The following is a 12,169-nucleotide window of genomic DNA, read 5'->3' on the forward strand; positions in this document are numbered from 1 at the left end:
GTGATCCACCCGTTAGTGATCCGCGGGCAACCGTTTCCCTGCAACGTACGTCAAGTTGAGCGAGAGGACAGGCGCGGGTTCCACACTGGGTTCGTGCCTGGCCCGTCATCGGGATGACCGGCCATACCGATGGCGTACAAAGTCATACCGCCCGGTTGCCTCACCCTTTCGTACCCCCCCTAGACTGAATCTCCAGCACAGGTGGCTAAAACGCTCGAAAGGCGCCCCCGTGTCCATCGGCAACTCCCCTGAAGACGAGCGTCCGTTCCACGACGTGTCCGAGGAAGCCCGCACCTCGGTCGGGCGCGCCCTCCAGCAGGCGCGCATCGCGGCCGGGCTCACCGTCGACGACGTCAGCAGTGCCACTCGCGTCCGTATCGCCATCGTGCATGCCATCGAGGCCGACAACTTCGTTCCCTGTGGCGGAGACGTCTACGCCCGCGGGCACATCCGGACCCTGGCCAGGGCCGTGCACGTCGACCCGGCCCCGTTGATCGAGCAGTACGACGCCGAGCACGGCGGGCGCCCCGCGCCGACGCCGGCCGCCCCGCTGTTCGAGGCGGAACGTATCCGCCCCGAGCGCCGCGGACCCAACTGGACCGCGGCCATGGTCGCCGCGATCGTCGTCGTGATCGGCTTCGTCGGCTTCACCGCGTTCAAGGGCGGCGACGACGGCAGCAACGCCAAGGACCAGGTGGCCCAGGGCGCCTCGCCGACGGCCGACAAGTCCGCCTCGCCCACACCGAAGAAGAGCAAGCCCGCCGACAAGCCCGAGCCGTCGGACAGCGCCATCGCGGCCGCGCCGCAGGACAAGGTCACGGTCCAGGTGAGCGCCGTCAACGGGCGCAGCTGGATCTCCGCCAAGGACCACAACGGCCGGATGCTCTTCGACGGGCTCCTGAAGAAGGGCGACTCGAAGACCTTCCAGGACAGCTCGAAGATCAACCTCATCCTCGGCGACGCCGGCGCGATCCAGCTCTACGTCAACGGCAAGAAGATCGAGGACGCCTTCCAGCCGGGCGCCGTGGAGCGCCTGACGTACACGAAGGGTGACCCCGAGGTCGGATAAGAGGTCCGATCGGTCGAGAACGCACGGGGTTGGCCAAGATCGGCCAACCCCGTCGACGTGGGCTGTCAGTGGGACGAAGTAGTCTTGAGCCCATGCCTGAACGCCGTACCGTCGCACTCGTCACTCTTGGCTGCGCCCGTAACGAGGTGGACTCGGAGGAGCTCGCAGGCCGTTTGGAGGCGGACGGCTGGCAGCTCGTCGAGGACGCCTCGAACGCCGATGTCGCCGTGGTCAACACCTGTGGCTTCGTCGAGGCCGCCAAGAAGGACTCCGTCGACGCCCTCCTGGAGGCCAACGACCTCAAGGAGCACGGCAGAACCCAGGCCGTCGTGGCCGTGGGCTGCATGGCCGAGCGGTACGGCAAAGAACTCGCCGACGCCCTCCCCGAGGCCGACGGCGTGCTCGGCTTCGACGACTACGCGAACATTTCCGACCGCCTGCAGACCATCCTGGGCGGCGGCATCCACGCGGCCCACACCCCGCGCGACCGGCGCAAGCTGCTGCCGATCAGCCCGGCCGAGCGCCAGGACTCGGCGACGGAGGTGGCCCTGCCGGGTCACGGCGCCCCCACGGACCTCCCCGAGGGCCTTGCCCCGCAGTCCGGCCCCCGTGCGCCCCTGCGTCGCAGGCTGGACGGTGCCCCGGTCGCCTCGGTGAAGCTCGCCTCCGGCTGCGACCGGCGCTGCTCCTTCTGCGCCATCCCGTCCTTCCGCGGCTCCTTCATCTCCCGCCGCCCGAGCGATGTGCTGAACGAGACGCGCTGGCTGGCCGAGCAGGGCGTCAAGGAGATCATGCTGGTCTCCGAGAACAACACCTCCTACGGCAAGGACCTGGGCGACATCCGTCTCCTGGAGTCCCTGCTGCCCGAGCTCGCCGAGGTCGACGGCCTCGAGCGGGTGCGCGTCAGCTACCTCCAGCCGGCCGAGATGCGCCCGGATCTGATCGACGTGCTGACCTCCAGCCCGAAGATCGCCCCGTACTTCGACCTGTCCTTCCAGCACTCCGCGCCCGACGTGCTGCGCTCGATGCGCCGCTTCGGGGACACCGACCGCTTCCTGGAGCTCCTGGACACCATCCGCGGCAAGGCCCCGCAGGCCGGTGTGCGCTCGAACTTCATCGTCGGCTTCCCCGGCGAGAGCGAGGCCGACCTGGCCGAACTGGAGCGCTTCCTGAACCATGCGCGCCTGGACGCCATCGGCGTCTTCGGCTACTCCGACGAGGAGGGCACGGAAGCGGCGACGTACGACAGCAAGCTCGACGAGGACGTCGTCGCCGAGCGCCTGGCCCATATCTCGCGGCTGGCCGAGGAACTCGTCTCGCAGCGGGCCGAGGAGCGCCTCGGCGAGACCGTGCACGTGCTCGTCGAGTCCGTCGACGAGGAGGAGGGTGTCCACGGCCGTGGGGCGCACCAGGCCCCGGAGACGGACGGCCAGGTCCTGCTCACGAGGGGCGAAGGTCTGTCCGTCGGTCGTATGGTCGAGGCGAAGGTGGTCGGTACGGAGGGTGTCGACCTGGTGGCCGAGCCCCTGCAGGACTCGTTCGCGTGCGGTGAGGAGGCGGGCAGATGACCGGAGTACCGGCATCCGCCGCGGGTGGTTCCCCGGGCGCGCAGGGCGCCACGGGCTCCGCCGCCGCTTCCGGTGCCGCCCCCGGCTCTGCTTCTGCCTCTGCTTCCGGTACGTCCGGTAAGGGCTCCGACCCGCAGGGCGGGGCGAGGCCCGCGCGCGGCGGGAAGCTGGCGGCCGCGGCCGTCAACGAGGCCAGCCTGTGGAACGTGGCCAATCTGCTGACCATGCTCCGGCTGGTTCTCGTCCCCGGCTTCGTGGCGCTCATGCTGGCGGACGGTGGCTATGACCCGGCGTGGCGCTCGCTCGCCTGGGCCGCCTTCGCCATCGCCATGATCACCGACCTGTTCGACGGCCATATCGCGCGCACCTACAACCTCGTCACCGACTTCGGGAAGATCGCCGACCCCATCGCCGACAAGGCGATCATGGGAGCGGCGCTGATCTGTCTCTCCGCGCTGGGCGATCTGCCGTGGTGGGTGACGGGGGTCATCCTCGGCCGGGAACTGGGGATCACGCTGCTGCGCTTCCTGGTCATCCGGTACGGCGTCATTCCCGCGAGCCGCGGCGGCAAGCTCAAGACCCTCACCCAGGGCGTGGCCGTGGGCATGTACGTGCTGGCACTGACGGGATGGCTGGCGACCCTGAGGTGGTGGGTGATGGCCGCGGCGGTCGTCCTGACCGTGGTGACCGGCGTCGACTATGTGAGACAGGCCATTGTGCTGCGCAGGCAGGGAATCGCCGAGCGCGAGGCGGCGTCGGAGGAGACGGAAGCGTGAATTCTGCGGCCGCCGAACTGGTGCGACTACTCACGGTGAGGGGTGAGACGCTCGCCGTCGCGGAGTCGCTCACCGGCGGTCTGGTCGCCGCGGAGATCACAACGGTCCCCGGGGCCTCCAAGGTCTTCCGTGGATCGGTCACCGCCTACGCCACCGAGCTGAAGCATGAGCTGCTGGGCGTCGACGCCACCCTGCTGGCCCAGTCAGGTGCGGTGGATCCGCAGGTCGCGGCCCAGATGGCGGCCGGAGTACGGAAGGCGCTGGGGGCCGACTGGGGCCTTGCGACGACCGGTGTGGCCGGTCCCGATCCACAGGACGGCAAGCCCGTCGGGACGGTCTTCGTGGCCGTCGACGGCCCCTTCGGGGCGCACTCCGGTTCCGCCGGTGGCGGAAAAGTCGAGGCCCTGCGGTTGAACGGTGGCCGCGCGGAAATTCGTATGGAGAGTGTACGGAGCGTACTCGCACTGCTCCTGAAGGAGCTTGCGGGCGAACAGACCGGAAATGAGCGGGCACAGGATACGGAACAGAACGGGGGGTTTTGATGTTTGCAGCCCTGAGTGAACACGACATCGCTCCCCGCACGGCCGCGGCGCGAGGCGGTACGGTGGGGCGTGAAGGATGCGGCTACGCGGTCCGAGGAGGGAGCCACCGATGATTCTGCTCCGTCGCCTGCTTGGTGACGTGCTGCGTCGGCAGCGCCAACGCCAGGGCCGTACTCTGCGCGAAGTCTCCTCGTCCGCCCGAGTCTCACTCGGCTATCTCTCCGAGGTGGAGCGGGGGCAGAAGGAGGCTTCCTCCGAACTGCTCGCCGCCATCTGCGACGCGCTGGACGTACGGATGTCCGAGCTCATGCGGGAAGTGAGCGACGAGCTCGCCCTCGCCGAGCTGGCCCAGTCTGCCGCGGCCACCGAGCCCGTACCCACGCCGGTTCGCCCGATGCTGGGTTCCGTCTCGGTGACCGGTGTGCCACCGGAGCGGGTGACCATCAAGGCGCCTGCCGAAGCGGTGGACGTGGTCGCCGCGTGACGTTCACGCGCGTGGCTCTGTGACGCAACACGTGTGAGGCCCCGGCCGGGGCTTCTCCGGGGAGACCCGGGGGAGTGCCGCCGGGGCCTTCGTGCGGTTCGCCACACTTTCCGGTGGTCTGGTTTGCGTCCATTTGCCGGTATGGGGTGGAGCCGTCATGGTGGAGGGATGTGGCGGGGCGGAGCCAACGGAGGATGCGCATGTACGTCGTGAAGAGCACGCTGTCCGACGCGGACCGCAAGACCGTGTCCGAGGCGCTGCAGGGTGCGCTCGTCGACCTGGTGGACCTCTCGCTGGCCGCGAAGCAGATCCACTGGAACATCGTCGGTCCCCGCTTCCGGTCGATCCACCTCCAGTTGGACGAGGTGGTCGACTCCGCCCGGACCCACTCCGACACGGTGGCGGAGCGGGCGTCCACGTTGGGAGTCCCGCCCGACGGACGCGCCTCCACGGTGGCGGCCGGCAGCGGCATCGGGGCGACACCCGCAGGCTGGGTCAAGGACACGGACGCGGTGGGGACGCTCGTGGATGCACTCGGACGGGTGATCACACGGATGCGGGAGCGGATGGAGGCGACCGGGGAGGCGGACCCGGTGTCGCAGGACATCTTCATCTCGATCACGGCGGATCTCGAGAAGCATCACTGGATGTTCCAGGCGGAGAACGCATGAGCGTGCCTCTGACGACGGCTGCCGCCCGGACACCCAGCCCTGTTGTCGCCCTGTGTTGCATCGATGAGCCCTTGGTGCGCCTCTCAGGAGTGTGAGGCGGCGATCTGGCGTCCGGCTGGAGGTGGCGGCCATGGTGGGGCGGATAGTGCGGTGGGGGGCTGCTCTGGGGCTCGGGGTGGTGTGGTGGTGGGCCGCGCTTCGGCTGGCGTCGGGGGCGGACACGGGGGTGCTGGAGGGAACCGTGGTGGCAGGCGGGTGGGGGCTGAGCCTGCTGCCGGTGCACTGTGTGCCCAAGATGCGGGCCGTGAGGGCCGTGGGTTCGGGGCGATGGGTGGCGGCCTGGCGGGCGGGGAGCGTGACGACCGCTACCACGGCATCGCCACACCCCCGTTCGGGCGCAGGATCTGACCCGTCGTGAACGACGAGGCGTCGGACGCCAGATAGAGCACGGCATGCGCGATGTCGTCCGGCTCGCCGACCCTGCCGAGCGGTGACATCCGGGCCATGCGCGACTCGACATGCGCCTGTGTCTCACGGTCGTGACGTTCGGTCATGGGCGTACGGACCCAGCCCGGGGCGACGGCGTTGACACGTATGCCGTGCCGGCCGACCTCGTTCGCGAGGGTCTTCGTCAACTGGACCACGGCCGCCTTCGCCGCGCCGTAGCAGAGCAGCCCCGGTCCGCCGGTGTCGACGGCGCCCGAGGCCATGGTGATGATGCTGCCCGCGGTGCCCTGGGCGAGCATCAGCCGGGCCGCCTCCTGGCAGGCGTACAGCACGCCTTTGAAGTTGACGTTCAGCACCCGGTCGAGATCCTCGTCCCGGGTCTCCAGGACCGGGCTGCTGTGCATGATCCCGGCGATCGCCGCCATCACGTCCAGGCGCTCGCAGGACCGCACGGCCTGAGCCAACCGCACCCGGTCGGTGACGTCGAGAAGATGGGTCCGGGCGCTGCTGCCCCGGTCCTTGATCAGGGTGGCCGTGCCGTGCAGTCCGTCCGCGTCCAGGTCGGCCAGGTGCACGGTCGCACCCGCCTCGGCGAGCAGGACGGCACAGGCCCGGCCGATGCCCCCGGCGGCGCCGGTGACGAAAGCGGTGCGTCCGGTGAGGTCGTACGCCTTGACGGGCATGAAGCGACGGTACGAGTGTTTCTGATGGATCGTCAATTGCCGGTACGGGGACGGAACCGGCGGGCCTGCGGGGAGCCCGGTGCCGGGGCGGGGCCCTGCTGGCAGCCCGGGCACCAGTAGGTGGGGCGCTCCCGGGAGCCGTCGCCCTGGTCGGCCGCGCGGACCGGGGTGTGGCAGCGCAGGCAGGGGCGGGGTGCGCGGCCGTACACGAACAGGTCCTGGCCGCGTCGGCCCGTGGTGCTGCGCACCGGGCGGTCGCGGTTCGCCTCCAGGAGCTTCCTGGCGAGCGCGGGCAGCTTGGCGGCCCGGTCGGTGGGCAGTGCGCCCACCGGGAGCCAGGGGGTGGCGCCGAGCAGGAAGCAGAGCTCGCTCTTGTACACGTTGCCGATGCCGGCCAGATTGCGCTGGTCGAGCAGGGCCTCCCCGAGGGGGCGGGTGGGGTCCGCGAGGAGATTGGCCAGGACCTGGTCGGGGTCCCAGTCCGGGCCCAGGAGGTCGGGGCCGAGGTGCCCCACGGCACGGGACTCGTCGGTGGTGCGCAGGAGGTCGAGGACCGGGAGCCGGTACCCCACCGCGGTCCGCTCCGCGTTGCCGAGGATCACGCGGATCTGGTGGGCCGGGCCGCCGCTCCAGCGCTGGGCGTTGGCGTAGACCTTCCAGGATCCGTCCATCCTGAGGTGCGAGTGCAGCGTCAGGCCGCCCTCGATCCGGGTGAGCAGGTGCTTGCCGCGCGGGGTGACCTCCAGCACCGTACGGCCGGTGAGGTCGACCGTGGCGTACTTGGGCACCCGTAGGTCGCTGCGGGTCAGCACCCGGCCCGCGAGCGCGTCGTGCAACCGCCTCGCGGTCTGCCAGACCGTGTCACCCTCGGGCATGGCTCAAGGGTGACATGCCGGTCGTCCCGCCGTTGCCCCGCGGATCATGCCCTGAGCCGCAGTCCGCGCGGGGTCGCGATGAAGCCCGCTCCTTCCAGGAGGGCACCTATGGGGGAGGTCAGGGCCGAGGCGCCGTTGACCCGCTCCACCGTGACCGTGCCGAGGGTGCCCGCGCGGGCGGCCGCCGCCAGGGCCTCCGCGGCTGACCGCAGGCGGGGATCGTCGCCCGCCTCCGTGTCCGGGGCGGAGGGCCAGGCCAGCAGCGTCTTGCCGCCGCGCTCCATGTAGAGGGTCAGCTCGCCGTCCACCAGCACCACCAGCGAGCCCGCCTTGCGCCCCGGCTTGTGCCCGGCCCCGGTCGGCGGCTCGGGCCAGGCGAGGGCGGCGCCGTAGGCGTTGGCGGGGTCGGCCGCGGCGAGGACGACGGCCCGCGTGTCGGCGGAGGGGGTACGGGTACGGCGGTCGCCGTAGCCGGAAGCGTAAGGGGCGGTCGGACCGCCCCGGGGGCCGCCGTAACCGGGCGCGGCGAAGTCCCGGGGGGAGACATGGTCGCCCGGTGCGGTGCGGTGGTCTGCTGGCCCGTCGAAGTAGCCGTCGAAGTCGGCGTCGAGGGCGGCCGGGTCGAATCCGGTGTCGGCCTGGCCGAAGGGAGCCGGGAAGACGGTGTCGTCCGATTGCCCGAAGCCCGGCGAGCCGCCGTTCCCGGGGCCCGTACCGGGCAGGCCCTCGCCCCGCTCGCGGGCATTGGCCACCGTGCGCAGGCGGTCCACCGCCCCGTCCATCGCGAACTGGGCCGCACCGAGCCCCTCCACGACATAGCCGCGCCGGGCCTGGCCGCTCTCCTCGAAGGCGGACAGGATCCGGTACACGGCGGAGAAGCCGCCCTCGACGCCCTCCGCAGAGACCGCTCCCCGGGTGACCACGCCGTGCCGGTCGAGGAGTGCGCGGGCCAGGGCGTGGGCGCGCACGGTGGCGTCCGGCTCACGCTGGGGGAGCAGCGACCAGCGGCCGGCCACGGTCGGCGGTCCGGTGCGCGAGGCGGTGCGGGCGGCCGCGGTCAGGGAACCGTAACGCCCGCGCGGGACCGTGCGCTTGGCGCGATGGGCCGTGGAGCCCGCGGTCCGGCCGGAGCCCAGGAGGGAACGCATCGGTGCGAGCGTGTCGTTCGTGAGCCGTCCGGACCAGGCCAGGTCCCAGACGACGTCGGCCAGTTGAGGGTCGGTGGCGTCAGGGTGTGTGGTGGCCCTCACCTGGTCGGCGATCTGACGGAAGAACAGGCCGTAGCCGCCGGACAGCGCGTCCAGGACGGACTGGTGAAGTGCGGTCAGCTCCAGGGGATGGGGCGGCGGCAGGAGCAGCGGGGCTGCGTCCGCCAGATGGAGGGAGACCCAGCCGTCCTTGCCGGGCAGCGCGCCCGCTCCGGCCCACACCACCTCGCCCGCGGAGGTGAGTTCGTCGAGCATCGCCGGGGTGTAGTTCACGACGCGGGACGGCAGGACCAGCTTCTCCAGGGCGGACGCGGGCACGGACGCGCCCTGCAACTGCTCGATGGCACGCACCAGTCCGTCGATACCGCGCAGGCCGTGGCCCTTGCCGATGTGCTGCCACTGCGGCAGGAACTGCGCCAGCGCGGCGGGCGGCACCGGCTCCAGCTCGTGCCGCAGGGCGGCCAGCGAGCGGCGGCGCAGTCGGCGCAGCACGGCCGCGTCGCACCACTCCTGGCCGATCCCCGCGGGGTGGAACTCGCCCTGCACGACACGGCCGCCCGCGGCGAGCCGCTGCAGAGTGCCCTCCGTGACCGCCACGCCCAGGCCGAAGCGGGCGGCCGCCGTGGCCGAGGTAAACGGGCCGTGTGTGCGGGCGTACCGGGCCAGAAGGTCGCCCAGCGGGTCCTTGACCGGCTCGGTGAAGGCCTCGGGGACGCCGACCGGCAGCGCCGTGCCCAGGGCGTCGCGCAGCCGGCCCGCGTCCTCGACGGCCGCCCAGTGCTCGGCGCCGGCGATCCGCACCCGGATGGCGCGGCGGGCTCCGGCCAGCTCCTCGGCCCACTGTGGCTCGGCACCCCGCTCCGCCAGTTCGGCGTCCGTGAGCGGGCCCAGCATCCGCAGCAGGTCGGCGACGCCTTCGACGTCCTTGACGCGGCGGTCCTCGGTGAGCCAGTGGAGCTCCCGCTCCAGTTCGGTCAGCACGTCCGCGTCGAGCAGTTCGCGCAGCTCCGCCTGGCCCAGTAGCTCGGCCAGCAGCCGCGAGTCCAGGGAGAGCGCCGCGGCACGGCGCTCGGCGAGCGGGGAGTCTCCCTCGTACAGGAACTGGGCCACGTACCCGAACAGGAGGGAGCGCGCGAAGGGGGAGGGCTCGGGGGTGGTGACCTCGACCAGGCGCACCTTGCGGGACTCGAGGTCGCCCATCAGCTCGACCAGGCCGGGGACGTCGAACACGTCCTGGAGGCACTCGCGCACCGCCTCCAGAACGATCGGGAACGAGCCGAACTCGCTGGCCACCTGGAGCAGCTGGGCCGCGCGCTGGCGCTGCTGCCACAGCGGGGTGCGCTTACCGGGGTTGCGGCGCGGCAGCAGCAGCGCGCGGGCGGCACACTCGCGGAACCGGGACGCGAACAGGGCTGAGCCGCCGACCTGGTCGGTGACGATCTGGTCGACCTCGCCCTTGTCGAAGGCGACGTCCGCCGCGCCGACCGGAGCCTGGTCGGCGTCGTATTCCGTGCCGGCCTTCCGCGGCTCCTGGTCGAGCAGGTCCAGGCCCATCAGATCGGCGTCGGGCAGCCGCAGCACGATGCCGTCGTCGGCGTGCATGACCTGCGCGTCCATGCCGTACCGCTCGGAGAGGCGGGCGCCGAGGGCGAGCGCCCACGGGGCGTGGACCTGGGCGCCGAACGGGGAGTGCACGACGACCCGCCAGTCGCCCAGTTCGTCGCGGAAGCGCTCCACGACGATCGTCCGGTCGTCCGGGACGTGGCCGCAGGCCTCGCGCTGCTCGTCGAGGTAGGACAGGACGTTGTCCGCGGCCCAGGCGTCGAGGCCCGCGGCGAGGAGACGCAGGCGGGCGTCGTCCTTGGGCAGCGAGCCGACCTCGCGCAGGAACGCGCCCACCGCGCGGCCCAGTTCGAGCGGGCGGCCCAGCTGGTCGCCCTTCCAGAAGGGGAGGCGGCCGGGCACGCCGGGGGCGGGGGAGACCAGGACGCGGTCGCGGGTGATGTCCTCGATGCGCCATGAGCTGGTGCCGAGCGTGAACACGTCACCGACCCGGGACTCGTAGACCATCTCCTCGTCGAGCTCGCCGACCCGCCCGCCGCCCTTCTTGGGATCCGCCCCGGCGAGGAAGACCCCGAACAGACCGCGGTCGGGAATCGTGCCGCCGGAGGTGACGGCGAGGCGCTGGGCGCCCGGACGGCCGGTGATCGTCCCGGTCACGCGGTCCCACACCACGCGCGGACGCAGCTCGGCGAAGGCGTCGGACGGGTAGCGGCCCGCGAGCATGTCGAGGACCGCCGTGAAGGCCGATTCGGGGAGCGAGGCGAAGGGCGCGGCGCGGCGGACCGCGGCGAGCAGGTCGTCGAACTGCCAGCTGTCCAGGGCCGTCATCGCGACGAGCTGCTGCGCGAGTACGTCCAGGGGGTTGGCGGGCACCCTCAGGGACTCGATGGAGCCGGAACGCATCCGCTCGGTGACCACCGCGGCCTGCACCAGGTCGCCCCGGTACTTCGGGAAGACCACGCCGGTGGAGACCGCGCCCACCTGGTGTCCCGCACGGCCGACCCGCTGCAGTCCGGAGGCCACCGACGGCGGGGACTCGACCTGGACGACCAGGTCCACCGCACCCATGTCGATGCCCAGTTCGAGGCTGGAGGTGGCCACCACGGCGGGCAGGCGGCCCGCCTTCAGATCCTCCTCGACCAGGGCGCGCTGCTCCTTGGAGACGGAGCCGTGGTGCGCGCGGGCGATCACCGGGGGCGCGCCCTGGGCCGCGCCCGAGCCGCCCATGAGCTCGGCGGGGGAGTGGTGCTCCTCCAGGGGCTCGCCGGTCGCGCGCTCGTAGGCGATCTCGTTGAGCCGGTTGCACAGCCGCTCCGCGAGACGGCGTGAGTTCGCGAACACGATCGTCGAGCGGTGGGCCTGGACCAGGTCGGTGATCCGCTCCTCGACATGCGGCCAGATCGAGGGCCGCTCGCCCCCCTCGTTGCCGTCGGCCACCGGGGAGCCGCCCAGCTCGCCCAGGTCCTCGACCGGGACGACGACGGAGAGGTCGAACTCCTTGCCGGACTTCGGCTGGACGATCTCCACCTTGCGGCGCGGGGAGAGATAGCGGGCCACTTCGTCCACCGGGCGGACCGTCGCGGACAGACCGATGCGGCGGGCGGGCCGGGGCAGCAGCTCGTCCAGCCGCTCCAGGGAGAGCGCCAGATGCGCGCCGCGCTTGGTGCCCGCGACCGCGTGCACCTCGTCCAGGATCACCGTCTCCACGCCGGTCAGCGCATCGCGCGTGGCCGACGTCAGCATCAGGAACAGGGACTCCGGGGTGGTGATCAGGATGTCCGGCGGGCGTGTGGACAGGGCGCGGCGCTCGGCGGCCGGGGTGTCGCCGGAGCGGATGCCGACCTTGATCTCGGGCTCGGGCAGGCCCAGGCGCACGGACTCGTGGCGGATACCGGTCAGCGGGCTGCGGAGGTTGCGCTCGACGTCGACCGCGAGGGCCTTCAGCGGTGACACGTACAGAACGCGACAGCGTTTCTTCGGGTCGGCCGGCGCGGGCGTGGAGGCGAGCTCGTCCAGCGCGGCGAGGAAGGCGGCCAGCGTCTTGCCGGAGCCGGTCGGGGCCACCACCAGCACGTCCGAGCCCTCGCCGATGGTCTGCCACGCGCCCGCCTGGGCCGCGGTGGGCGCGGAAAAGGCCCCCGTGAACCAGCCGCGGGTCGCGGGGGAGAAGCCGTCGAGGGCTCGGTGTGCGGAGCTGACCATGCGTCCATCCTGCACCCGCGCACTGACAATCCCGCTGACCTGGGAAAACCGGACCGAACCCGATGGCCGGTCCGCCCGCGG

General features: G+C 71.9%; 10 protein-coding genes. 7 read left to right on the forward strand and 3 right to left on the reverse strand.

What is annotated here, in order from left to right:
* Window positions 1–229 precede the first annotated feature (229 nt).
* The 7 genes from N8I87_RS29785 (at window position 230) to N8I87_RS29815 (ending at window position 5,528) form a co-directional block, all read left to right on the forward strand.
* Window positions 230–1,069 (forward strand): helix-turn-helix domain-containing protein, encoded by an 840-nt coding sequence (locus N8I87_RS29785; RefSeq protein ID WP_263213349.1) that lies wholly within the window; start codon window positions 230–232, stop codon window positions 1,067–1,069.
* A 92-nt stretch (window positions 1,070–1,161) separates the two neighbouring features.
* Window positions 1,162–2,637, forward strand: a complete 1,476-nt coding sequence (rimO, locus tag N8I87_RS29790; RefSeq protein ID WP_263213350.1) for a 30S ribosomal protein S12 methylthiotransferase RimO — start codon at window positions 1,162–1,164, stop codon at window positions 2,635–2,637.
* Window positions 2,634–3,413 carry a CDP-diacylglycerol--glycerol-3-phosphate 3-phosphatidyltransferase gene (gene pgsA / locus N8I87_RS29795; protein WP_263213352.1) on the forward strand — a complete coding sequence of 260 codons (780 nt, stop codon included), beginning with the start codon at window positions 2,634–2,636 and terminating at the stop codon, window positions 3,411–3,413. The genes rimO and pgsA overlap by 4 nt, the downstream gene beginning before the upstream one ends.
* A complete protein-coding gene (locus N8I87_RS29800; RefSeq protein ID WP_263213353.1) occupies window positions 3,410–3,955 on the forward strand; it encodes a CinA family protein in 546 nt (181 codons plus the stop codon). Before pgsA ends, N8I87_RS29800 begins: the two co-directional genes overlap by 4 nt.
* 109 nt (window positions 3,956–4,064) lie before the next feature.
* Complete coding sequence (locus tag N8I87_RS29805) at window positions 4,065–4,439, forward strand: helix-turn-helix domain-containing protein (RefSeq protein WP_053666341.1); 375 nt, start codon at window positions 4,065–4,067, stop codon at window positions 4,437–4,439.
* A 200-nt stretch (window positions 4,440–4,639) separates the two neighbouring features.
* Window positions 4,640–5,110: a Dps family protein gene (locus N8I87_RS29810; protein ID WP_263213354.1), complete on the forward strand. Its 471-nt coding sequence runs from the start codon at window positions 4,640–4,642 to the stop codon at window positions 5,108–5,110.
* A 130-nt stretch (window positions 5,111–5,240) separates the two neighbouring features.
* The gene (locus N8I87_RS29815; RefSeq protein WP_263213355.1) at window positions 5,241–5,528 is read left to right on the forward strand and encodes a hypothetical protein; all 288 of its coding nucleotides are present in this window, start codon (window positions 5,241–5,243) and stop codon (window positions 5,526–5,528) included.
* On the opposite strand, the gene N8I87_RS29820 is transcribed toward N8I87_RS29815, so the two are convergent.
* The 3 genes from N8I87_RS29820 to N8I87_RS29830 are packed head-to-tail and all read right to left on the reverse strand — an operon-like array spanning window position 5,476 to window position 12,088.
* Window positions 5,476–6,240 (reverse strand): SDR family NAD(P)-dependent oxidoreductase, encoded by a 765-nt coding sequence (locus N8I87_RS29820; protein ID WP_263213357.1) that lies wholly within the window; start codon window positions 6,238–6,240, stop codon window positions 5,476–5,478. The genes N8I87_RS29815 and N8I87_RS29820 overlap by 53 nt on opposite strands.
* 32 nt (window positions 6,241–6,272) lie before the next feature.
* Window positions 6,273–7,115, reverse strand: a complete 843-nt coding sequence (locus tag N8I87_RS29825; protein ID WP_263213358.1) for an Fpg/Nei family DNA glycosylase — start codon at window positions 7,113–7,115, stop codon at window positions 6,273–6,275.
* A 44-nt stretch (window positions 7,116–7,159) separates the two neighbouring features.
* Window positions 7,160–12,088, reverse strand: coding sequence for an ATP-dependent helicase (locus N8I87_RS29830; RefSeq protein ID WP_263213360.1), 4,929 nt, complete (start codon window positions 12,086–12,088; stop codon window positions 7,160–7,162).
* Window positions 12,089–12,169 lie beyond the last annotated feature (81 nt).

Origin of the sequence: Streptomyces sp. HUAS 15-9 (genome assembly GCF_025642155.1) — a bacterium.
GTDB lineage: Bacteria > Actinomycetota > Actinomycetes > Streptomycetales > Streptomycetaceae > Streptomyces.

What these genes read in the sequence shown, in the direction of transcription:
- rimO (WP_263213350.1), top strand. Translation starts at nt 1,162, where the DNA reads ATGCCTGAACGCCGTACCGTCGCACTCGTCACTCTTGGCTGCGCCCGT.
- pgsA (WP_263213352.1), top strand. Translation starts at nt 2,634, where the DNA reads ATGACCGGAGTACCGGCATCCGCCGCGGGTGGTTCCCCGGGCGCGCAG.
- N8I87_RS29805 (WP_053666341.1), top strand. Translation starts at nt 4,065, where the DNA reads ATGATTCTGCTCCGTCGCCTGCTTGGTGACGTGCTGCGTCGGCAGCGC.
- N8I87_RS29810 (WP_263213354.1), top strand. Translation starts at nt 4,640, where the DNA reads ATGTACGTCGTGAAGAGCACGCTGTCCGACGCGGACCGCAAGACCGTG.
- N8I87_RS29815 (WP_263213355.1), top strand. Translation starts at nt 5,241, where the DNA reads ATGGTGGGGCGGATAGTGCGGTGGGGGGCTGCTCTGGGGCTCGGGGTG.
- N8I87_RS29820 (WP_263213357.1), bottom strand. Translation starts at nt 6,240, where the DNA reads ATGCCCGTCAAGGCGTACGACCTCACCGGACGCACCGCTTTCGTCACC.
- N8I87_RS29825 (WP_263213358.1), bottom strand. Translation starts at nt 7,115, where the DNA reads ATGCCCGAGGGTGACACGGTCTGGCAGACCGCGAGGCGGTTGCACGAC.
- N8I87_RS29830 (WP_263213360.1), bottom strand. Translation starts at nt 12,088, where the DNA reads ATGGTCAGCTCCGCACACCGAGCCCTCGACGGCTTCTCCCCCGCGACC.